The organism is Labrenzia sp. ATLA3, from assembly GCF_057180185.1.
Genome location: NZ_JBXUKV010000004.1, coordinates 338,820 through 358,688 on the forward strand (window position 1 = coordinate 338,820; position 19,869 = coordinate 358,688).

Here is a 19,869-nt window from a genome sequence, read left to right on the forward strand (position 1 = left end):
GTCGCGTCCTTTAGGTGATCGTCACTGTGTAGGGACCGGATAATGGCCCCGGCTCGCCGTCACTGTTCTGGGGTTCGAGGTAGTAGTCGTAAGTTCCAGCCGGCAGGAGCGAGCTGTCCTCACCCGTGGCATCTCCATCGACCAGGCCAAGCGTCGAAGACTTGGAAACAGCGACAGAATTGCCGATCGAATGAGTGTCACGATCAAAAGCAACACCTGTAGGCGCTCGGTAGATTGCGACGAATGCAACACTCGGGTCGTTCTGCGTAACGATAGTGATTTCGGCATGTGCCTGCCCCCCGATCACACCGGTTCCACCTCCAAGCGCAATCGGCAGGCCGGCATCACCTTCACCGATCGCGATGTCGATCGTCGCGGTGTAGGGACCGGGAGTACCGTTTGGTGTCAGGGCTCTTGCCCGTAGTTCAACCTCATCATCACGCGAATAGCCGGCGATTGAAGCACCTCCATCGGCGGCAGAAACGTTGAGAACTGTCCAACTCGGCGCACCGGCGAGCCGATGTTCGATATCGAATGACCCGATGACTGCCGAGCTGCCCGCCCCCGGTTCCAGAACAACATCCAGGCCATCGGCGTTTCCAGTACCGGTGAGGCCGCTGCGAATGGCTGTGAACCGCGGCGCTGCCGGGATAGAGAGCGGATCGTTGATTTCGCTACCAACAACGCCGGACCAGGTCGGCGGTACTTCGGCATCCGTCAGGGTATCGATGATCGGGGCGGCATCCAGCATTGTGAAATGGCTGGTCCGGTCATCGCCTGCTTCGACACCGTGCACCACGAGTGGCCGGCTTTCAGAGGCAGATGGACCGAAGTGAACGATGTCACCACGCTTTGGCATCACACCGCCACCTTGGAGTCTGATCGCGTGACGTTCACCTTCCGCGAGAACGACTCCCCTGACCGTAGAGGTTCCGATCGTGTCTGCTTCACTGAGACCGCTGCGAAAACGGATCGCGTAGCTTTCGCCGGGAACCATGTAGACCGGTTCATCCAGCACAATCAGGTTCTCAAGGACGTTGACCACGCGGGCAGAGAGTTGTGTGCTGGTCAGGACATCGAATGAGCCCATGACCAGATCGCCACGCGTGGCAGCCCGGGCCACACCGTCCTGGAGAGCCGTGTAGCGGGTTGCTCTGTGTTCCAGCTCGTACATGCGCCGGCGCGCTTCAATCCAGATTTCGTCCGGATCGGTTTTGCCGGGAAGCTCGATCTCTTCCGTTAGAGTGATATCGCCGGCGAAATCCGGCCACGGCACGATCCGTTCGGCTGGTTCGTAATCGTTGGTTTCGTCAAAAAACGGGATACGGAAGGCGTGAGGCGGATCCAGATAGGCTCTCGACCACCTGAAATTGTCGGAGTTGCGGGAGTTGATGTGGTCGACAACGAGTTCCTGAGGTCTATCGATGACAACGCCCCATTTGACGCCATCATGGCGCGGGGTCGCTCGCCCGGCTGCAGCAATTAGAAAAAGCACCTCTCGGAGCGACAGATCTTCGTCCAGGACGTAGTTAAACTTCAGCCCTTTTGTTTGGCAGAACTCATGCCAATCTTCCATCTGATCGATATCGACACCGTTGTCAGCAACAGGATAGGCATTTGCGTTGCATTGCAGAACGAACCGGTAAAGCGAAGCCGGATTGTCGGTCTCTCGCTCGACCCAGGCCTCGGAGGCTGCGTCCCAGTCCAGGCAGATCCGCGAACCGATCGAGCTGAAATTGTCCAGTGCACCATTGAGCTGATAAGTGCCTTTCGCACGGCCCGCGACCAGGACAAGCGGCTTTTCGAAATTGAGCGGATACTCCGGGCGGAAGGTCTGGATCGCAAGCAGAACCGACCGATCGGAAACCCGACTGTCGTTTCTCTCGTCTGTCAGCCGGGTGACTTCGATTTCATAGCGCCCGCGCGAAGGGAAGTCCCAACTGTGCTGCCGGAAGAACGCTTCACGTTTGCCGGCATTAATGTTGAGCGTTTTCACGGTCTCCCAGGTGCTGCCGCCAAGTGGCCGTTGCCGGATGCGGATCGAAACTCTCAGGGATTGCAGGTTACCGCTGTCGCTATAGCGATAGAGGCCAGCGGGGAATTGAATGATGATCGAAGCGCCGGTGCCGTTGGCAGCGGAATAGCGGACGACCGGTTCTTCAGTCGCAGCTCCGGGTATCACGTTACCAGCATCGTTGCGCGGCAACGGCCGGGTAAGATCAGTCCCGACGGACTCTTCGATGACCTGCCGGGGATAGAGCGACACGGGTTCATCATCGGGCCTGCCCTCACGAACCTCGATTTCGATCTCGTCATATTCCTCGATATCGGTGGTTCCAATCTTGTGGCCGGAAAGGGTTGCGGGTCCGTAGCCATAATTGAACAGGAAGCGGATGTACTGCAGGTCGCCGACGATTTCCGTGTAGCTGATCGCCGCGAATGGTGGTGCATAGCGGTGCTTGCCCAAAATGACCGGAACAGGATCATTCGGAGCAAGCCGGTTCTTCCAGCCACTGATTGTATAGGACTGCCTGACATCATCACTGCCGCCTCCGGCCGCGCGGGAACCGGCGCTTGTAGGTGGCACTAGTGCGTTGATCAGCAGATTGCCGATGGCTGAAACGCCCAGGGTGATTGCAGCGCCGGCTGCTGCGGCTGAGATCCCAAGGGCGCCGGCAAGCGGCACGGCCCAAAGCTGCCCGAGCGCTACCGCCGCGATGGTGACCACGACCTGCAAGATAGTGCGCAGGGCGTTCTTACCGGGCAGGATCCGCATGACAACACGAACACCTGGCCGTGGCCTAACCACAGCCCAGTTCTTCTTCTCAATCACCGCCATTCCACGCTTGGTGACCAGAACAACACGGATGGGGAGCTCGCCGGCAGTCGCTTGAGGCAGTGTAGTGGCAACGATCTCTGCAATGGTCAGGCCGGTTGGCATTTCCACGTCAATTCGGCCAGAGCCTGGATCGAAAAGAGGTGCGGCAAGGACGGGAATAGTCTCAGCCATGCAGACCTCCCGCCAGTCTCTTGTGCCGGAAATGACCGATCAGCCGATGCTTCCAGGCACCGTTTGAATAACGTTCGACCTTGGCCTGGTCTTCGCCCTGGACGTGAAGCATCAAGCCACTACCGACAACGATGCCGCAATGGGCCGCCGTCTTGCCACGCCGGAAGAGCGCGATGTCAAAAACTTGCGATGGCTCATCGGTAAGGTGCCAAGGGCCGGTCTCGACACCCCATTGAAACAGATGGTCGATCTCGCCGCGCTCTTCGCAACTCGTATAGTCACCAGCATAAGAAGCCAGCTCCAGACCAAGCTCCCTCTCATAAACCAGCACCGCGAGCCCGTAGCAATCGACACCGTCGACATCGCGACCGAATTCCTTGAAGGGAATGCCGATATAGTTGTTCGACCAATTCATCGATGCAGTCCCGGAAAGCGTTGTTTGGTCATGCGATCGGTCGGGCAGCTTTCCTCCTCGATTGGTTCACGGCTGAGGGAGAGCGTGATTTCCGAGGCGTCGCCCTCTGCTCGGATCAGTTTGAGATCACGATACTCCGTCTCGATCTCGTTCGGGGATGAGGCGAGAACCACCGCAATATGAGCGGTCGCCCGCCGCGTGATCGAATGAAGCGTTTCGGCAATCTGGTTGGTTACGTTTTCGAGGATCAGGGTTGCTTCCGCAGGCGCATCTTCCAGATCGCTCGGCAACTCGGTCGATACCAGTACGAACTTGTAGGGCTGATGGATCGGATTGGCTCCGCCGAAGGTTGATCGCGTCCCGTAGGTGAGCGGATCGGCACTGAGCCGCTGGGTCGGATCAGTGGAAAGGCGGATCGGCTCGTCCAGGTCCTGATGTTCGAATACAAAGAGCGCCACCTCGACTTCTTCCGTCGAATGGTCCTCGAAGGATTGCCGCTGGTTGAGGGAAACCCGTCTCATGGCATCACCGACACAGGAAACGTGATCAGGAAACGCACACCACGGATGATCTCGACAGGCGTGGTGTCGCCAAAGAGGCAAAGCCAGTGAGCAGACATAAGAATAGGTAGGCCGTCGGGATCGAGAAGAAGCATTCCCTCCGTGTGAAGCAGCGCCCAGCCGTCAGTCACCGGATCAGGAACCAGAAACGGCAAAACGCCTTTCCTGGTGTCATCGTTGTAGAAGTTGTCAAAGACGGCTTTCTCGTCCCTGCTCACATCTATACTCAAGGACACATTCCGGGCGGCGGACGAAAACAACCGACGGTAGCCGGGCGGGCCGGACTGCGCTCTGCGTCGTGTGCGAGGGTCCTGGTTCTGGCCCTGGTAGCCGGAACGCTCCGGCAAGGGTAACTCTATCGGCCAACGCAGGATCATCGTCTGACCCTCCGCTTTTTGACGCCATAGGTCTTGCCAAGCGTCCGTTGTGCGGCCCCGCCTGGTGTCGTCAATGCATCGGAGACCTGATCGGAAATCACAAAGCGAATGCTGCGTCCGCCCTTTTCATCACGCTCTTCCTGGACGTCGACTTCGCTGTTCGAATAGTTGTGCACGGCCACGCTGACGGGGGCCGCCGTCATGGTTGCATTTGCGGCTTGTGTCATGGCCGAGTTCGCATAGGACGTCACGTAGCCCCCCGACTGATACCCTTTGATGGCACCGCGATGCAGGGCATCTAGCGTCTTAACCCCGATCCGCCGTGTGGCGGGCGCGCTAAAGACGAACTCGTTGGCGTGGACGAGCCCCTTGACGTCGGTATCTGACCCACTGCCGGTATCGCCGCCGCCCTGAAAACCGAAGAAGCTGCCAATCCCGGAAACGAGTGACGAAAAGATGCCCCCAAAACCGCCGCCGCCACCGGTTTCACCAGCCCCGCCAAAGACCGTTTGAAGGCCCTTTGAAAGGCTACCAGCAAGGCTCTGAGACTGGCCGGCAAAGGCAGTTGCTGTATTTGCCAGCGAACCGGAACCGTTGACCAGGGACGCAGCTGCCTGACCGAGACCGCCATCAAACTGCGTCAGACCGGAGGACGTGTTCGCCAGACCACCGCCGAACGTGTTGAGTGCTTCTTCTGCAGCAGCAAGACGACCGGTCCAGTTATGCATTGCCTCGGGATTGCCCCAGGAGAAACCAGACGGACGTTCAAAACCGCCGAAGGCCGCTGTCGCTTGCCGCAAATCGCCACTTCCGAGCAGTGCTTTCATTGCCCTGCTTTCGGACGTCATCAGTTCTTTCCAGACAAAGTCGAGCTGACCCTGGACATTGCCCAGGTTCTTCCGGCCGCCGATTGCGTCGAACAAATTGAAGCGCCGATCATTATGCTGGAAGAGACCGAAGGCGTTGCCTCCGTCGCCAACCGCGAATGGATTGAAGGCGCTTTCGGCCTTGACGTGACCGAGGATGGCGGCTGCCTGGAAGTCCTTCAGGCCCTTACCCTTGAAAAAGTTCCAGACCTGGCCTGCGACCGAGCCACTATTGGCGTTGTTGTTGCCAGCAACAAGATTGACGGCCGCATTGTCGTTGGCACCGAGGCCGAAAGGTGAAAATCCGGAGAGCGGTTGCCCGTTTATCATCACCGTGGCGGCCTGCACCTGCATGGCGCCAGTTGTGACCGGTCCGCCGCCCAGGAGGCTCTTGAAGAAGCCGCCAATGCCACCGGTGTCGGAAAGCGTTGGCAGGCCGGAATTGTAGAGCGTGTTCTTCAGCGGATTGGAAACGCTCAAGCTCAAGAGCTGCTTTGTCAGATCGTTGGCGATCGATTTGAGCGCGCCTTCAATGTCCCCCGAGGAAAGCTTCTCGACCAACGTGTCGATCGAACGCTCACCGGTCGACTTCACGCTGTCCCAAGCTTCCTTGCTCCGGTCCAGCTCGCTGTTCATGTCTGCGATCGCAGCGGCGTTCTCGCGGATCCGGTCGGCTTCCTTGGAGTGCGCATCGATGCCCTGGTTGCGGATTTCCAATTCCGCCTCCAGCGTTGCCAGGGCACGTCGGCGTACGCTATCAACCGCGCCAATCAGCGTTGTTTCAAGACGGAGCTTGGCGAGCTGCTCGTTTTGGGATTTCAGGAGCTCGCGAGCTTCGGAGCCAAGATCGATGTTGACCGGCTTTTTGCCCGGCACCGGGACACGAGGTGTGGATGCTTCGCGGGCCTTGCGTTCAAGGTCAGTCCTGAGTCTGTCGAGCGCTTCGGTCTCCTGAAAGATCCCGAAAGCCCTATCAACCCGCCGATTGGCCACAGGATCCTGCTGGCCTAGTCGGGCTATGGCGGCTTTGACACCTTCGAGACTGCCTTCGAGCTTCCTTGCCTGCCGCGTAGCCGCCAGGAGATCGTCTGCCAGTTTTTTGACAGGCTTGGGAAGATCCTCCCGAAGCCGGATTTCTGCGACTGCTTTTCCGAATTCGTTGACCGTGAGTTTGCCCGTAGCAACCTCATGGACGAGTTTTCTGAATTCGTCAGTCAGTTCCTTCTCGATGTTCTGACCATACCGGGTCGCAGTTCTGAGCACGCCGGTCTGGAACAGACCCTGTCTTTCCCGTTTGAGAAGCTCCTCAAGTTCTGCGCGGCGGGTCACCAGCTCCGCAACGGTTTCAGGAATTGACCCGAAAGATGCCCTGTCGATGAAGCTTTTCGCAGCATCTGCGGCGCTCTTATAACCAGCTTCAAGTCGACCTAGCGTTTCTTCAAGGCGCTCCATGGCCTGATCAACGCTGAGAACTTCACCCCTCAATAGCCGATAGACACCATAGGCGGCATAGCCTCCCGCCGTGATCCCGGCGAAGAGCAGCGTTGTTGGATTGACCAGGGAAGCAATCCCACCAACCAAAGCCGGGATGATCTGGCCAAGCCCGCGCTTGCCCATGATCTGTGCAACCTGGCTACCCTGCTGGGCCATGACCATGAAGGGAGACTGACCACCCGCCAGACTGACGGCGATATCCTGCATCTGGAACGACAAGTTCGCCGCCTCGTGAGAAGCGAGCCGGGTACTCTGGTTGTGTTGTTTCAGCCCGGACTGAGCCTGCCGAAGACCGACTGTGTAGGCAGCAAAACCTGCCTTGGTGCGTTGCAATGCAGCTGCAGCCTCGCTCGAGGAAATCGCACCTAACCTTTGTGCATTCCGGATCTCATCCAGTTCAGCCTTATACTTCCGTTGCGCCGCGAACAGGGGATTGTATTTCGCCCGAAGATCGTTGAGCGCACTGCCGTATGCGGCAATATCATCACCCCGGTTCCTGGCTGAGGAACGACCAATTCCGAGTTGCGCATCAATTGCAGAGCGCAGTGAAACTTCTGCCTTTTTGGCCTCGGTGCTAACCAGGGTAAGGGCTGCTTTGGCATCATTGGCACCCGACTTGACCCGGGTCGCATCAAGCGAAGCCACCATTTCCATGCGAAGGGACTGCGCCATCAATCCACCGCCTCATTCAGCACCTCAAGCGCCTCAATTTCCATGATCCGAAGATCCGAAAGCAGGCGTTTCCAGACGCGTTCGCTCCTGCCTTTGAGAGCCGAGGCGGCGGCGGCATAATCCAGCCCGATCCAATGGAGCCCTGCAGCACCGGCAACAACCCGCCACTGCGTTTCCACTGTGAGAAAGGACGTGACTGCCTTCCAGTTCACCCGCCACACTTCAAAGGCCTCGCTGGTATCCGTGACAAGATCGGGCGCAACACGAACGCCGAGATCCGCAAATTCCGCTGCCATCTGCGCATCGAGGACAGATGGCTGCGATTGATCAGACCGGCCGACGCGGGCCAGAGCCCAGGCTCGCGCGGCCGCTTTCAGTTTTTTGCCGAAGGGCCGTCGTGCGTGGCTTCGGCCCGCATCGCCTGGGCGTAGGCTTCATAGACGCCAATCCGGAACCAGGTCTGACTGATGCATTGTTCCAGCGCCTCGGGGGTGAACGGTTGCTCGTTTCCATCAACCCCGATCACACCACGCCAGTCCTTCATGACTTCGCGGATCACATCATGCTGGTGTGCCTTGCGATCCTTGTCCGTTTCCAGCGCAGCAAACGCCTCGTCCAGTTCGTTCGCCCGAACCTCGTCCAGCGCCGCGAACCAGGCATCGAACGTCTGCTCGATGATTGTGCCGGCATTCTCCGGATGCGGAATCCGGACGGTCACGGGCCACCAGAAGCGATAGGTGTCGGTGATCACGAAATTCATGAGAAAGCTGCTCCTACTTCACCGTGATGGTAAGTTCGTCATTGCCGGTGTCTGGCTTGAAGATCAGCGGCAGTGAGTAATTGACGACACCCTGCGTCTGTCCCTGACCCGGCCGGCCGACTTCGACCACCGGTGCATCCAGTTGCACGATGTTGCCGGCGGTGGTGCCATGAACGAGCTGACAAGTCCCCGTGGTCCGGGCAAGCGCCCTGGAGAACCAATCGACGGTCGCAAGAGGTTCAGCTTCCACGACGGCGGTACCGGTCATCTGACGATTGGTGAGCTGCATGCGCTCATCGCCGATCAGAAAGCGCGGCTCCACCTGCTGGCCGAGATCCAGCGAAAAGCTCTCGGCGACCCGGGAAGCGCCATGCAGCGACAGGGTGGTCACCGCCTTGGAAACCGGCAGCGGTGTCTGAAAGCCCGTTAGATCGACGGTTGGTAATGCTTGGTCGGAAATCGTCCCCAGCAGACCCATAATCGTAAAACGGAACCGGGGAATGCGCTTTGGGGCAAACTCGACGCTCGTGTTGCCGCGCGCCCCGAGGGCAACGTGCCGGACGCCGTCCTGGTTGAAGTAAATCGAGACGCTTTCTTCTCCATCGGAGACGGGCTCATAGGCGACTGAAACGCCGGCATCGATGGTCTCGGACATGGAGCAAGCCCGCAGCAACGCTCCATAGCCCGGCACGTCGCCGGCAGCGCCAGCACCGGCGACCTCGACGGAGAATTCCAGTTGAACGTAATTGCCTGTCAGGATCACGCCCTGGTGACCGAGGAAGGGCAGAATCAGATCCCGGGCTTCCTCGTCCCCGGCGATTGTGGTCACGGAAACATCGTTCGCCTGGATCGCGTTGGTGGCACCGGTCGGAACACTGTCCGTGCCTTCGGTCACCTCGATTTTGGCGAGCAGCGCCATCTTGCGGTACTTACGCGTTGCCATGGCTTAGGCCTCCTTGCGCGGTTTCGCGGCCGGCTTTTCACCCTTGGCCGGTTCGGGCCGGTCAGCATGTGCCGGCGCAGGGTCACCCGGCTGGCCCGTGCCTTCGATCCGGGTGCGTTCGCCGCTGTCCTTGTCGCGCTCATAGCGGCCACCGAGGCGCGGGCTGTAAGGCTTGTCTTTCATGGTTGTTCTTCCAGGTAGGAGGGCGCGGAATAGCGATCCTCAAACCAGACGGTGCCGCCGCTAGCCTTGATGAGGTCGCCGGAAACATGGGTGACGGGCTCGTCTGCAGACGCCGGTACGAAACCGATCAGGCGGGAGCGAACGAAGTCCTTGAAGAACTCAAGCTGATCGTCAGCGGCTTCACCGAGTGCATCCGTGAAGTCGTCGAATACGATGACGACAGCGATATCGCTTTCCAGGCGCTGCAGGACGCGGCCGGTCGCACGTTCGTTCTCGCCGCTGGCGTCCTCTGCCGACATGACATAGGCACCGGGCGTCGCCTGGACGTTCTTCTCCAGCTTGGCAAAATCCAGCGCGCCGCCGACGGTCGCAAAGACCGTTTGACCGTCCTTTAAACGCTCTTTGATTTCGGAGACGAGGCTCATGGCTGTCCTCCTTCGATCACGGCGTTGTAGTGGTCGCCCGCAATCTGCTGGATCGTCTCGCGATCATCCTGCGAGAAGCCGAGATAAGGCCGCGCCGGAATGACAATCGTGCGTTCTCCGAAGGTGACTGGCTTCGAGAAGGCGCGTTTGTGGGCCCGCTTTGCGAACTGCGTTTTGCCGTCCACCTTGCGGAACTTCACCTGCCGCGATTGCGCATGCTGCGTGATCGTGCCGCCCGTTTGGTGGATCCCCGCATAGACGACATTCGTGCCGACGGCGGCCTGAGTGTCGGAACTCTCTCCGGAGATTGACTTGTAGAGCCGGTTGGTGTCGCGCAGCAGCTTGGGCGTTAAGGGCGCATTACCGCGTGTCTTGCGATTGGCCCGCGCCTTCGCAGTCCTTGGAGCATGTGCCGGCCACTTGACACCGTCCGGGCCGCTTTCCGTTTCGAACCGGCGCTGGACCGAAAACAGCATGGCGGCGGCCACGTCGCGCATCAGGGCAGACGTATCGCCGCCAGCTTCCTCAACGCGCGCCAGAGCAGCGTTGATGTCCTTGTCCTCGATCGTGAGGGCTTCGCGGATCCCGGCCATCAGTATCCCCCGAGAGTGTCACGGGAAAAGATGCGGTCCGGAGCGGAAACCTGTACCTGACCACCGGCAGCTTGAGCCGATGCAACACCTTCCGCTTCAAGCTGGACGATGCCACCGGCAACATCTTTCAACCAGGAGAGCGCGTCTTTGTAGTTCCGGTAGACAGCGCCGTCCTTCTCGGCCCTTTCACCATGAAGATGGTAGCGGGCGATGTTGGCGACGACAGGCACCAGGACGTCCGGTACCGGTGTCAGCGGCAGGGCATAGCGCTTGGCCAGATAGCTGTCCGCCATGGTCTCGGCATCGGCGATCGCGGCCGTCACCGTGGTGGCATCGATCATGATTGCCGGCCGGTTGGTTCGGTCCGTGAGCTGGATCAGCTCCTGAGAGCCGAACCGGTCGATCAGATCCTGTTGAGTGACATAGGCCACGGCGGTTCCTCAAAAAACTTGCGGGCGGCGACCTGAGGTCCTTGTTTCAGGTTTCCCAAGGGCCGAAACCGGGGAAACCGCTGGGGGCCTTGCGAGCCGTACCAGACCGCCCTCTCTGGGGTATTCGATGGCCGCTGTTTCTGCCGGCACCCAAGCGGGTCTCTTAAATCCGGCAATGGGGCTTCGCTTCGTGGCTACCGCCACCGGCTCGCGGCGCTCCCTTCTGAATGCGTCAGAGGTCCACGACAACCAGGTCGGGATCTGCCTTCAGGATCTTCAGTTCCTTGTCCGAGAACTTGCCTTCCGGATACTCGACCGGCTGAGAAGGGTGACGGACGCCGCAGCGGCGAATGCCGGCCTTGGCCTTGCACGTGATCCGGTGTGCCATCTTGGCAGCCTTGCCCTCTTCATCGGCGGCTGTCTTCGCTGCGGGTTTGGTCTGAGTAGCCATTGCTTGGGTCCTTGGGTTGAAAGGCTTGCCAACGGGCACTTTGAAAATGCCGGTTGGGAAGCCCGCCACCGTGTGACCGGCGGCGGATTTCATCGATAGCGTGCTTATGCGAGCCAGGGCACGACCAGGACTTCAGCGGTCCCGGCCCACTTGTTGGTTTCACCGCCATTGACGAGCTTGCTCTGCACGATCTCGTTAGCGGCACCTTCCAGCGCCGGGGGAACGACAAGCAGGCGGGGATTGATCCCGAGCGGTTTGCCGAAATCGGCCTTCAGGCTGCCAAGGCCGACACGGGCAACCTCGTAGTTCGCTGCGTTCAAGGTTTGCTTCGAGCCCCATGCCATCTGCCAAAAGCCGAAGCCGGCTTCGGCCCGGCCGTCCAAGCCGTAGATGAACTGCTTCTTCATGAAGACGTTCGAGTCGTCTTCCTTGTCCATCCGGATAAGCTTGTTCGGGCGTTTGCGATCCTGAAAGATGAGCGGCTTCAGCGGACGGCTGACATCGAGAAGGAACCAGGCAGTGCCCGAGCCACCATCGGTGTTGGCAACGGACAACTCCTTGCCATCTTCATCGAGCACCGGATGGTCGGTGTCGAAGAAGTTCTGTCCGTCGTAGCATTTCTCGGAAAATCCGCTCTTGAGAAGAGGCCAGACCAGTTCATCAGGGAAGGTCGTTGCGGCCATGCCAAGATCGCTGAAGAGCGGTCCATAGATCCCGAGATTGTCGTCTTCGAAATCGTCCCGGTCCACTTCGACGGTCAGTTCAAAGGGCTTGTTTTTGATCGAGTAGCCGTGCTTGGCGAGTGAGTTGATGACGCGGTCGCCGACCCATTCCCGGAAACGAGGAAACTTTCCGAGCCAGCCATATTCGTTTTCACGGGTGGTCGATGGAACCGTTGTGGCAACACGGCTGGCCATACTGGTCGCTTCGTTCAAGCCGCTCCGAAAGGCCGCATTAAACCCGACATAAGCCGATTGAAGCGTTTGTGCATTGATATCCATTTAGAGGATCTCCTGTTGTGCCTGCGGCGGCTTAGCGGAAATCGACCCAGACGCCGTTGGCATCCACGTCGAAGATTTTTCCAGCGACAGAGCGGGTGGACGTGCCGTCGGTCTTGGCGACTGTCTGGTCATCCACGCCGTAGCAGTCGCTGCCGATGTCGGCGGCGGTGATTTCGTCGCCGCCAGCCGAGTTAGCGAAGCGGAAGATGCCGACATCGACGCGGACCTTCTCTGCACCATCAGTCCCGGCCGAATTATCGACGCGCTCCTGCGCCCGGCCGATGCCTGTCAGCGTCGTCGCGGTGGACATCGGAACAGCAAAGCCATCAGCACCCATGGCAACCATCGCGCCGGCATAGATGAGAGTGGAGCCTTTCACGGTCGGCTCACGGCGATCGCCGGAGCGTTCCGGCGTGCGCCGGTCTGTTGCGAGCGCAGTCATTCGCCGATCCCCTTCTTCGCGGCAATCATGTCGTCACGGCTCAAGCCCATCTGGGACATGACCTGAAGATCTGTCCCGTCGAGATCCGCGTCATCGCTGGCACCGGGCTTCTTGCCATTGCCGAGTTGCGTGCTGGTCAATGCGGGAGAAGCAGCAGCAAACGCTTCAAACTTCGCCAGATCGGATTTGGCGAGTTCCATGCCCCAGTCCTTCAATGCCGGGGCCAGCTTGCCGCTCTCGATCGCGGCATCAACAGCGGCTTCGGCCTTGTCACCGTCGATGGTTGATTTGAGGGCCTTCAGATCATTCTGAAGTGCGGTCACCTGTTCAATCGGCACATACTTGGCCGGATCGGGCGTTGCGCCGGCCTTGGCGGTTTTCACCGCGGCAGCGACCATTTGCGTGTCCGCCTCCTTGTCGAGACCGGCAGCGAGCGCAATCGCAGACAGGCCGGATTGCAGTGCGGCGATCGCCGACAGAGCGTCGGCTTCCGTCGCCCCCTCGGTCAGGCCGAGGGCTTCCAGAATGGGATCCATGGTTGGTCCTTCGCTGAGAGTGAGTTTTGCGCCGGCTGCAATCGCTTCCAGGTCGATCGCCGGCATATTGAGCAGCGCCACGTTGGCAAGGCGGATGACGCGCCCTTTCTTGTCCGTGCCGAACAAGGGCGACAGGTACCGGTACTCTTTCGCCTCGATGGCGGTGGCCGCTGCTTCCGTCCAGTCGACGAGACCGTAAATGCCGTCGTCGCGAACTTCATAGTCCTTCACCCAGCCGGCAGCTTTCGCGCTGGCACCACCGGCTTCACCGGTCGAAAGCACCTGATGATCGTAATCGACCATCATTTCGGTGTTGCCCAGATGGGCCCTGGTCCGCTCGACGATAGCTTCCATCGCCTGGCGGTCGCCGGAGATGAATGGGCCGCGACCATCCCGTGCCTTGAACGAACCGGCAGGCATCAGCTTCATCCATGTACCGCTTTTTTCGGCAGAAACAGGATCGGCTGCAGCGATCAGAATGATGGTGGAGGTTTTGGTCATGGGGCCAAGTTAGGCCGCCACGCATGCCGCTTCGGGGCTGACGGGCGTCAGCCAAGGCAAATCTCGTATGTGGGAGTGATTTTGACCCTATCAGACCCTATCTGGATGCGCCACCCGGCATTGCGGGTGTGGCGCTGAATCTGGATCAAAATTAAACGGGGTTTAAACAGCACCAGCGCGTTTTCTCGCTCGGCCAAGTCCGTAACTCGCGAAACCGCATCTTTTTGCTTCTGAGGCCGTTTATTCGCGGATCGGAAAAAGGGATCACTCCCAGCTAGACGGTCACCAAATACTAATGAGTGTGTTTCATCAAAGTTCGATCAAATCCAATTCAATTAAAGCGTAGGGTCGCAACATGACAATTTCAAAAAACGAAGACAGCCCAACAGAGTGGGAGAAACAGAAACATCGTGAAGATTATGAGCTCAAGGTCAAAGAGTACGAACTTTCAAAGCGTCAGCTAAAGTCAGAAAATTTCAGAACACTTATGATTGGTGTCACTGTCCCAATCACTTTGGCGATTATCACGGGCGTTCCTGCTTTAATTCAGGCTTACCAAGATCGCCAGATCGAGGAGCAACGCACGACAGCAGAGCAATTGAAAAGTGCTTTTGAGGCGGAGAGCGCACACTTGATTGGTATCCGGCTGATCTCACAACTTTTGCTCGGCAGCAACATGCCAGACGACGTTGACGAGGAAACCCAACAATTTTTGGGAGAAACGATGATGAGGTACATCGAAGTACTTGAAGATGAACGAATGACGAAAGAGGAACTTAGATCTCTTGAAATTAGGCGTGCTGAACTAGAATTGGAAAAACTAGAAGCTGAGATTGAGATCATTAGAAACAAGTAGGCTAACCGGTTTCGTCGATGATCTGGTTCGGTCAGCAGGAGCCCGCAATCCTGTCTCAGCATTCATTGTACTTTAAGCCCGCCCCCAGGGTTTCTGTGGCGCATTATTCTGGGATTGGGAAATCGCGCGTCTTCCGGCTAATCAACCGTTCCATTGTGGCCTGATGACCAACTTCCCCGGGATTATAATCCCAGCCTGGATCGATCCCATCCGGGATCTGCCTGATCTCACCCGTCCGCTTGTTCGTCCAGGGCGTGTAGGAAATGGGTGGCGGCTCGAATTTCAGTTCTTCGCCTTGGGTAATGAGACGGTCGATATCGCGCTGCGACAGGCTCTGCAGCGTGCAACGGCAGTTCCAACCATTGGGTGGGCCATAGAGCTTCCAGAACGGGTGATCGATCGGCAGGACGAGATTGTGCAGCCTCTGATGCTCAGGCCGTGTTATTCCATCTTGGACGGCGACGTAGCGCAGGAAAGGTCGGCTGGATTTTGTACCTTCGAAGCTGGCCCAATGCCCGGCCGCATAGGAGACGTTCATGTTGGCGTCGAAGATAGTACGTAGCCGGCGCATGCTGCCAAGTCGGACCTTCACCGGGTCGCCCGTCTGCGGATCCACCTCGATCGCTTCACCCCACCATCCCTTACGCACCAGAACCGGCCGGATCTGCCGGGAAAAACTTTCGAAGGTCTCGCCTTCTTCAAGGGCCATTAAGAGCGCGTTCCAGATGTCGGCAAGAATGTCATGGCCAGTCGATTTGGCGACCGTGAACATCGCCGCATGATCCTGGGCATACACATCAAGCCATGAAAAGGTTGGGTTGAGCGAACCGCCCCGAGCTCGGAGCGCTGCGATCGCGGCCTTGGGCGGCAGTGGAGTGAAGTCGGCCGCCATGATCAGTCGAGATCCTCGCCGGCCTCACCGGAGATCCGGGCGGCAAAGCTCGCTTGGGCGAGCTTGTCGGCCAGGGCCGTCACACCCATGGTTTCCAGCCGGCGCAGAAAGATTGCCCGGGCCTCCTCGATCGAAGTCGCCTCCGCCAGTTCTTCCTCAAGCCCGGCAATGACCGGCCCGACCAGCGGTGCCCAACCCTCGTCGTCCAGGATGCCGTCAATCGCTCGCTCGAACGGATCGGGCTCATGGCGGAGTAGATTGGAACGAAAGGCCTGCGCCTTCCCCGGCTTCTTGTCGACAGGTTCCTTTTCCGGGGCACTCGTCTCAATCTTCGTCTTTGCCGGAGGCATCAGCAGTTCTTCGTCCTCGTCCGGATCCGGCAGGCCGATCTTGTCGCGGATCGTCGACATGCCGACTTTCAAACCAAGCGGCACGAGTTTGGTGACATTGCTAACGAGCTTGTCGATGTCGACATCATCCGGCCGGCCGATCTTGATCACCGGGTATTTCTTGCGAGGGCCAAAATTGAGGCTCACAAGCGAACGGACAAGGTCCCGGTTCAAGGTGGCGGCAAGTTGCCGGCTGTCCGCCTGCTCAATGTCTTCGCGCACACCGTCATGGACACTGGCCGTTGCATATCCCCCAGCGGTTGCATCCGTTGTCTGCGTCTGACCCAGGACAAGTTTCGAAGTCTGCCGGTCCAGCCAGTCCGAACGCTTTTCATATAGCTCGTGCGAACCACTCAAGTTTGCAGCGACAAACTCGATTATCATGCTCTGGGGAACGATTGCGGCATAATCGGTCCCTATCGCTGAGACCGCCTGCAGGAGCTTGGCCTTGTCTTCTTCCGTTGCTCCTTGCCCGTATTTGCCCAATCGCAGCGGCTGCCCATAGGCCTCACAAAAGATCGCCCAGTCCTTGGCCGTGAAGGATTTGAAGAGAAACGCCCAGGCAGCGCCACGTGCTAGACCGCCCCGTATCGGCAACCCGGACTTTGCCTTGCCAAAATGCTTGATCCAGCCGAAGGGCTTCAGCGGCTCATCACCACCGGCCCCTCGTAGCAGCAGGGTTTCGCCGTCGTCACAGTCGAACCGGAACCAGCGTGGATCCCGCCACTTGAACGCCTTCGGCCGCCACTGACCTTCGGACGTGTCCCAAAGGATTTCCGTGGCAGAGAACCCTTTACCAACCGCATCCAGAATGTCGAACAGCTCATCGCGGAAAACATCCCGTTCGATGACTTCGCGGACTATGTCCGCATCCCGCACGTCTTCGGGGCTGTCACTTGCTGCTTCGACTGTGATTTCCAGATTGGAAACCTGCCGCTTCCTCGTGCCAAGCACACCGGAATAATGCTCGTTGCGCTCTTCCATATCTTCAGCAAGTGCCAGATAGGGTTCCGGATCGCCGTCAATACTTTCGCGCAGGATCCGAGCCAACCGTGGCGGTGTCAGGCCGCTCGCCGGATGGAACGCCTTGGACCGGTGCACCGCCTGGACCGAAGGGCCAGCTTGTTCTTGTTTGAGTGCCGCCGTTGCAATCGGACGGCCGTATTGATCCAGAAGCTGAGGTTTTGCCATCCGTAAATTCCTCTCGATCGGCGCAGGCTCGACATACGGAAAGTCGCTTCGCCGGACGTGGTTTCTTCCTGTCGGCCAGGTTTGGGTGGAACCGGTTTGTAGTCGAACTCGCTCCACTTCATGCGGCTGGCGTAGTGGGCCAGGGCGAGCGCGATTGCATAATCGCCGTGGCGCTTTTTGGCCTTGGCACTCTGCTCGCCTTTTTCACTCGTCCGGGTTTCCGGCACACGGGGGATGCCCCGTACAAGCTTGACGTGGCGCAAGTCCGAAACGTGATCGCTGTCCTTACCGAGGCTGATCGTGTCGTCTTCAAAAGCGACCTTCAGCGGCGGCATCTCCAGCCGGTACCAGGTTTCCGAGAACTTGATCGGCATGATGAGGCCTGCGCCCTCCAAGGGATCTTCGCGCAGACCAAACAATCGGCCCATGTCTTCAGCCACCGTCCACCCCATACCGGTGGCATCGAACGCAGCTCCGACAAGCCGTGGCCTTACGGCATCGAGGACCATCTTGGTGATTAGCTTCTGTTCCGCACCCGGCACGTTGCGAAGTTCGAAGGAAAGCACCTCGCGGCGTTTCAGATCGCTCTCGATCGCCAGAAGACAGCCGACGGTCAGATCCGCAACCCGGGCGAAGTCGAAGCCGAAGGCATAGCGTACATCCATTGGCAGATCGGCGAGCACCACTGCCAACTCAGCCAGGAACGGTGCCATCAGGATTTCCTGTTCCAGCGTCGACCGGTGCAGAAAATCGTTCGGAAGCTCCAGGCGCAGCACGGGAGCTCTTTCCTTCATGCGCGCTTCAATCAGCGGCCCGGACAACCAGGAGCCGGCACCCATAGTCGGGATGCAGAACAGCTCTTCATCCGCGCCTTCGCCGTAAAAATCGATCAGCTTTTGCCGCCACTCGGCTTCCGCTTCCGGTGTCCAGTCCTTGCCCTGGACAAGACAGATCCGCTGATAGAGGCCGTCCTGAAGCGCCTCGTCCAGGTCGACATGCATGTGCGCGTAAGGCGTCCGCTTGCCGAGGATGTCCTGGATCTGAAGATTGAACTCGTTCTCTGTGCCGTCATGGGTCGAGCAGACAACCACCTGACCGCCCCACATCAGAAAGGCGAGCGCCGCTTTCAAAAGCTCTTTCAGGTTTTCAACGAATGCCGCCTCATCGATGATGACGAGACCCTGCTTGCCGCGCAGAGATCGCGGTGCCGACGACAGGCCAATGATCTCGAAGCCTGAGGCAAAGCGAATCCGAAAAGCCTGGATCTGTTTGGTCTCATCCGGATGGTTCGGATCTGTGTCCTCAAACAGGAACTCGTCCTGGTCGATCGCGGCGACGGCAAACGCACGCGCCCACATGGCACAAGCGTCGATGAATTCCCGGGTCATCTCCTGGCTATAGGAGATGTACATGGCATCCGAGCCACCTGCCTTTTTCTCCCTCGCGGCTTTCAGCACCGCATAGGAGGCAAGGCCCCAGGTCATGCCGATCCGGCGCGACTTCTCGATAAACAGAACTTCGACGCCGGTTCCGTCCAGGAGGCCGACCGCCCTGGACTGATATTCAAGAAGCACATTCGGCAGGCCAACCTGATCGGCGATGTCGTCAATCTCGTTGACGGTCTGCCGGCGCAGTTCCGTCCACTGCTCCTTGGAAATGGGCGCGTTCATGACTTGATGCCCAGGATTTGGGCCTTAATCGCTTCAGTCGTCTCGGACGTAAGGCCCTTGGTCTTGGCAACCTTGTCGACCACCTTGGCGGCTTGATCGGCGAAGTCTTTCTCCACCTTCAACCGGCGCTGCGTGGAAACGCCCTGGGCCTGACAGGCCGACCTGAGCGCGTTGGCAAGGCTCATCGCTCCCTTCGGGTCCAGGCCGCTTTCACCAGCATCGGTGAGCAATTCGAAGATCAGCGTCTTGATGGCCTCGGCGGCGATCAAAGTGAGATCATCGGAGGCTTCCGCGTCAAAGCGCTCGGAGATCGACGCGGCAATCTCGCGGGTGTCTTCCAGTCGGCGCGTCAGGTGCGCCTGTTTCATGGAATAGCGGTTGAAGGCCGAGCGGCTCGGGATCGTAAATTCCAGCTCGCCGTTAAAATCCCTTTGAAGCTCCTCCAGTTTCAGGAAGAATTCCTCGTAAATGTCCTTTTGGGTTCGGTCCCGGCCTCGCAGTTCGTTGGCCGCCCAGGCAATGACCTGGTCGCATTCGGGTGGCAATTGCTCGATGGCGTTCAAACGCCCTCGTCCACGACTCCCCATTCAGCCCTCCAACGAAGGCCGGCCAACGCCTTCCAGGAACGCGCGCCGTTCGACATGGTCCAGACCTGGCTGGCGCAGCTCCGCAACAAGGACCGAGCCGACTTCGGTCACCCTAACCGCTCCCAGCTCTTCCAGCCGGCGGATCTGCGTGCGGATGTAATCGCGCGTTTTGAGGTGCCCGAAATTTTCAAGAACCTTCCGAAGGATGGTCTCGTTGAGACGGTTGTCGGTTTCCTTCGCCAGCTCTTTCAAAACGATCAGCCGGCAATCCTCGGCGACGACGTCGAGATAGCTCATATCAGTTGCCTTCCTTCAAAAGGTAGCCTTCGACGCGTCGCATCGTGCGCGAAACGCCCGACACGCTTTCGTCCAACCGGCCGATCGTGCCCTTGACCTCGGCGACAGCGAGCTTGAGCTCGGTGACATCGTCCTTGCTTGGCATGTGTTTCAGCTCAGCCTGGATCCACTGGATCTGGCTCCCATGGTCAGTGAGCTTGGCATCGACCGTTTTCAGGTGTTCGGAATTGGCCTTCGCACGGGATGTCATCCAGGCATAGACGGTCGTAGCCAGCGAAATGATGAGGGCAAGAACGCCAAGCCATTGGTATAAGCCTTCGGGCATCC

At 58.9% G+C, this 19,869-nt stretch carries 23 protein-coding genes; 1 reads left to right on the forward strand and 22 read right to left on the reverse strand.

Going from position 1 to position 19,869, the window contains the following annotated elements; genetic code table 11:
- Positions 1–10 precede the first annotated feature (10 nt).
- From gpJ to AC2A6O_RS13090, 16 genes are all read right to left on the reverse strand, one after another.
- A complete protein-coding gene (gpJ, locus tag AC2A6O_RS13015; RefSeq protein WP_498927574.1) occupies positions 11–3,010 on the reverse strand; it encodes a TipJ family phage tail tip protein in 3,000 nt (999 codons plus the stop codon).
- Positions 3,003–3,425 (reverse strand): NlpC/P60 family protein, encoded by a 423-nt coding sequence (locus AC2A6O_RS13020; protein ID WP_498927576.1) that lies wholly within the window; start codon positions 3,423–3,425, stop codon positions 3,003–3,005. Before AC2A6O_RS13020 ends, gpJ begins: the two co-directional genes overlap by 8 nt.
- On the reverse strand, positions 3,422–3,946 hold the full coding sequence (locus AC2A6O_RS13025) for a hypothetical protein (protein WP_498927578.1): 525 nt from the start codon (positions 3,944–3,946) through the stop codon (positions 3,422–3,424). The genes AC2A6O_RS13020 and AC2A6O_RS13025 overlap by 4 nt, the downstream gene beginning before the upstream one ends.
- Positions 3,943–4,362, reverse strand: coding sequence for a hypothetical protein (locus AC2A6O_RS13030; protein WP_498927580.1), 420 nt, complete (start codon positions 4,360–4,362; stop codon positions 3,943–3,945). The genes AC2A6O_RS13025 and AC2A6O_RS13030 overlap by 4 nt, the downstream gene beginning before the upstream one ends.
- Positions 4,359–7,394 (reverse strand): phage tail tip lysozyme, encoded by a 3,036-nt coding sequence (locus AC2A6O_RS13035; RefSeq protein ID WP_498927582.1) that lies wholly within the window; start codon positions 7,392–7,394, stop codon positions 4,359–4,361. The genes AC2A6O_RS13030 and AC2A6O_RS13035 overlap by 4 nt, the downstream gene beginning before the upstream one ends.
- A complete protein-coding gene (locus AC2A6O_RS13040) occupies positions 7,394–7,690 on the reverse strand; it encodes a DUF1799 domain-containing protein (RefSeq protein ID WP_498927584.1) in 297 nt (98 codons plus the stop codon). Before AC2A6O_RS13040 ends, AC2A6O_RS13035 begins: the two co-directional genes overlap by 1 nt.
- 77 nt (positions 7,691–7,767) lie before the next feature.
- The gene (locus AC2A6O_RS13045; protein ID WP_498927586.1) at positions 7,768–8,154 is read right to left on the reverse strand and encodes a phage-derived protein YdaY family protein; all 387 of its coding nucleotides are present in this window, start codon (positions 8,152–8,154) and stop codon (positions 7,768–7,770) included.
- Between the two features lie 13 nt (positions 8,155–8,167).
- Complete coding sequence (locus tag AC2A6O_RS13050) at positions 8,168–9,097, reverse strand: phage tail tube protein (RefSeq protein WP_498927588.1); 930 nt, start codon at positions 9,095–9,097, stop codon at positions 8,168–8,170.
- Between the two features lie 3 nt (positions 9,098–9,100).
- Positions 9,101–9,280, reverse strand: coding sequence for a hypothetical protein (locus tag AC2A6O_RS13055; RefSeq protein WP_498927590.1), 180 nt, complete (start codon positions 9,278–9,280; stop codon positions 9,101–9,103).
- A complete protein-coding gene (locus AC2A6O_RS13060; protein WP_498927592.1) occupies positions 9,277–9,705 on the reverse strand; it encodes a phage tail terminator protein in 429 nt (142 codons plus the stop codon). Before AC2A6O_RS13060 ends, AC2A6O_RS13055 begins: the two co-directional genes overlap by 4 nt.
- Positions 9,702–10,298 carry a phage virion morphogenesis protein gene (locus AC2A6O_RS13065; RefSeq protein ID WP_498927594.1) on the reverse strand — a complete coding sequence of 199 codons (597 nt, stop codon included), beginning with the start codon at positions 10,296–10,298 and terminating at the stop codon, positions 9,702–9,704. Before AC2A6O_RS13065 ends, AC2A6O_RS13060 begins: the two co-directional genes overlap by 4 nt.
- Positions 10,298–10,729 (reverse strand): gp436 family protein, encoded by a 432-nt coding sequence (locus AC2A6O_RS13070; protein ID WP_498927596.1) that lies wholly within the window; start codon positions 10,727–10,729, stop codon positions 10,298–10,300. Before AC2A6O_RS13070 ends, AC2A6O_RS13065 begins: the two co-directional genes overlap by 1 nt.
- 232 nt (positions 10,730–10,961) lie before the next feature.
- The gene (locus tag AC2A6O_RS13075) at positions 10,962–11,180 is read right to left on the reverse strand and encodes an HI1506-related protein (RefSeq protein ID WP_498927598.1); all 219 of its coding nucleotides are present in this window, start codon (positions 11,178–11,180) and stop codon (positions 10,962–10,964) included.
- A gap of 104 nt (positions 11,181–11,284) precedes the next feature.
- Positions 11,285–12,181, reverse strand: a complete 897-nt coding sequence (locus AC2A6O_RS13080; RefSeq protein WP_498927600.1) for a Mu-like prophage major head subunit gpT family protein — start codon at positions 12,179–12,181, stop codon at positions 11,285–11,287.
- Positions 12,182–12,212: 31 nt separating this feature from the next.
- Positions 12,213–12,623: a hypothetical protein gene (locus AC2A6O_RS13085; RefSeq protein WP_498927602.1), complete on the reverse strand. Its 411-nt coding sequence runs from the start codon at positions 12,621–12,623 to the stop codon at positions 12,213–12,215.
- Positions 12,620–13,660: a phage protease gene (locus AC2A6O_RS13090; protein ID WP_498927604.1), complete on the reverse strand. Its 1,041-nt coding sequence runs from the start codon at positions 13,658–13,660 to the stop codon at positions 12,620–12,622. Before AC2A6O_RS13090 ends, AC2A6O_RS13085 begins: the two co-directional genes overlap by 4 nt.
- 355 nt (positions 13,661–14,015) lie before the next feature.
- Here AC2A6O_RS13090 and AC2A6O_RS13095 point away from each other — a divergent pair, with 355 nt between their 5' ends.
- The gene (locus tag AC2A6O_RS13095; RefSeq protein WP_498927606.1) at positions 14,016–14,516 is read left to right on the forward strand and encodes a hypothetical protein; all 501 of its coding nucleotides are present in this window, start codon (positions 14,016–14,018) and stop codon (positions 14,514–14,516) included.
- Positions 14,517–14,619: 103 nt separating this feature from the next.
- Here AC2A6O_RS13095 and AC2A6O_RS13100 read toward each other — a convergent pair whose 3' ends face one another.
- From AC2A6O_RS13100 to AC2A6O_RS13125, 6 genes are read right to left on the reverse strand one after another with little or no spacing between them, the layout of a single operon-like run.
- Positions 14,620–15,408 carry a phage head morphogenesis protein gene (locus AC2A6O_RS13100; RefSeq protein ID WP_498927608.1) on the reverse strand — a complete coding sequence of 263 codons (789 nt, stop codon included), beginning with the start codon at positions 15,406–15,408 and terminating at the stop codon, positions 14,620–14,622.
- A gap of 2 nt (positions 15,409–15,410) precedes the next feature.
- A complete protein-coding gene (locus AC2A6O_RS13105; RefSeq protein WP_498927989.1) occupies positions 15,411–16,970 on the reverse strand; it encodes a DUF935 domain-containing protein in 1,560 nt (519 codons plus the stop codon).
- A complete protein-coding gene (locus AC2A6O_RS13110; protein ID WP_498927610.1) occupies positions 16,859–18,658 on the reverse strand; it encodes a terminase large subunit domain-containing protein in 1,800 nt (599 codons plus the stop codon). Before AC2A6O_RS13110 ends, AC2A6O_RS13105 begins: the two co-directional genes overlap by 112 nt.
- Entirely contained in the window at positions 18,655–19,245 is a 591-nt protein-coding gene (locus tag AC2A6O_RS13115; protein WP_498927612.1) for a DUF3486 family protein, read from the reverse strand. Before AC2A6O_RS13115 ends, AC2A6O_RS13110 begins: the two co-directional genes overlap by 4 nt.
- Positions 19,246–19,542, reverse strand: a complete 297-nt coding sequence (locus AC2A6O_RS13120; RefSeq protein WP_498927614.1) for a VpaChn25_0724 family phage protein — start codon at positions 19,540–19,542, stop codon at positions 19,246–19,248.
- A 1-nt stretch (position 19,543) separates the two neighbouring features.
- Positions 19,544–19,867 (reverse strand): DUF2730 family protein, encoded by a 324-nt coding sequence (locus tag AC2A6O_RS13125; RefSeq protein ID WP_498927616.1) that lies wholly within the window; start codon positions 19,865–19,867, stop codon positions 19,544–19,546.
- Between the last annotated feature and the right edge of the window lie 2 nt (positions 19,868–19,869).

What these genes read in the sequence shown, in the direction of transcription:
- gpJ (WP_498927574.1), bottom strand. Translation starts at nt 3,010, where the DNA reads ATGGCTGAGACTATTCCCGTCCTTGCCGCACCTCTTTTCGATCCAGGC.
- AC2A6O_RS13020 (WP_498927576.1), bottom strand. Translation starts at nt 3,425, where the DNA reads ATGAATTGGTCGAACAACTATATCGGCATTCCCTTCAAGGAATTCGGT.
- AC2A6O_RS13025 (WP_498927578.1), bottom strand. Translation starts at nt 3,946, where the DNA reads ATGAGACGGGTTTCCCTCAACCAGCGGCAATCCTTCGAGGACCATTCG.
- AC2A6O_RS13030 (WP_498927580.1), bottom strand. Translation starts at nt 4,362, where the DNA reads ATGATCCTGCGTTGGCCGATAGAGTTACCCTTGCCGGAGCGTTCCGGC.
- AC2A6O_RS13035 (WP_498927582.1), bottom strand. Translation starts at nt 7,394, where the DNA reads ATGGCGCAGTCCCTTCGCATGGAAATGGTGGCTTCGCTTGATGCGACC.
- AC2A6O_RS13040 (WP_498927584.1), bottom strand. Translation starts at nt 7,690, where the DNA reads ATGGCAGCGGAATTTGCGGATCTCGGCGTTCGTGTTGCGCCCGATCTT.
- AC2A6O_RS13045 (WP_498927586.1), bottom strand. Translation starts at nt 8,154, where the DNA reads ATGAATTTCGTGATCACCGACACCTATCGCTTCTGGTGGCCCGTGACC.
- AC2A6O_RS13050 (WP_498927588.1), bottom strand. Translation starts at nt 9,097, where the DNA reads ATGGCAACGCGTAAGTACCGCAAGATGGCGCTGCTCGCCAAAATCGAG.
- AC2A6O_RS13055 (WP_498927590.1), bottom strand. Translation starts at nt 9,280, where the DNA reads ATGAAAGACAAGCCTTACAGCCCGCGCCTCGGTGGCCGCTATGAGCGC.
- AC2A6O_RS13060 (WP_498927592.1), bottom strand. Translation starts at nt 9,705, where the DNA reads ATGAGCCTCGTCTCCGAAATCAAAGAGCGTTTAAAGGACGGTCAAACG.
- AC2A6O_RS13065 (WP_498927594.1), bottom strand. Translation starts at nt 10,298, where the DNA reads ATGGCCGGGATCCGCGAAGCCCTCACGATCGAGGACAAGGACATCAAC.
- AC2A6O_RS13075 (WP_498927598.1), bottom strand. Translation starts at nt 11,180, where the DNA reads ATGGCTACTCAGACCAAACCCGCAGCGAAGACAGCCGCCGATGAAGAG.
- AC2A6O_RS13080 (WP_498927600.1), bottom strand. Translation starts at nt 12,181, where the DNA reads ATGGATATCAATGCACAAACGCTTCAATCGGCTTATGTCGGGTTTAAT.
- AC2A6O_RS13085 (WP_498927602.1), bottom strand. Translation starts at nt 12,623, where the DNA reads ATGACTGCGCTCGCAACAGACCGGCGCACGCCGGAACGCTCCGGCGAT.
- AC2A6O_RS13090 (WP_498927604.1), bottom strand. Translation starts at nt 13,660, where the DNA reads ATGACCAAAACCTCCACCATCATTCTGATCGCTGCAGCCGATCCTGTT.
- AC2A6O_RS13095 (WP_498927606.1), top strand. Translation starts at nt 14,016, where the DNA reads ATGACAATTTCAAAAAACGAAGACAGCCCAACAGAGTGGGAGAAACAG.
- AC2A6O_RS13100 (WP_498927608.1), bottom strand. Translation starts at nt 15,408, where the DNA reads ATGGCGGCCGACTTCACTCCACTGCCGCCCAAGGCCGCGATCGCAGCG.
- AC2A6O_RS13110 (WP_498927610.1), bottom strand. Translation starts at nt 18,658, where the DNA reads ATGAACGCGCCCATTTCCAAGGAGCAGTGGACGGAACTGCGCCGGCAG.
- AC2A6O_RS13115 (WP_498927612.1), bottom strand. Translation starts at nt 19,245, where the DNA reads ATGGGGAGTCGTGGACGAGGGCGTTTGAACGCCATCGAGCAATTGCCA.
- AC2A6O_RS13120 (WP_498927614.1), bottom strand. Translation starts at nt 19,542, where the DNA reads ATGAGCTATCTCGACGTCGTCGCCGAGGATTGCCGGCTGATCGTTTTG.
- AC2A6O_RS13125 (WP_498927616.1), bottom strand. Translation starts at nt 19,867, where the DNA reads ATGCCCGAAGGCTTATACCAATGGCTTGGCGTTCTTGCCCTCATCATT.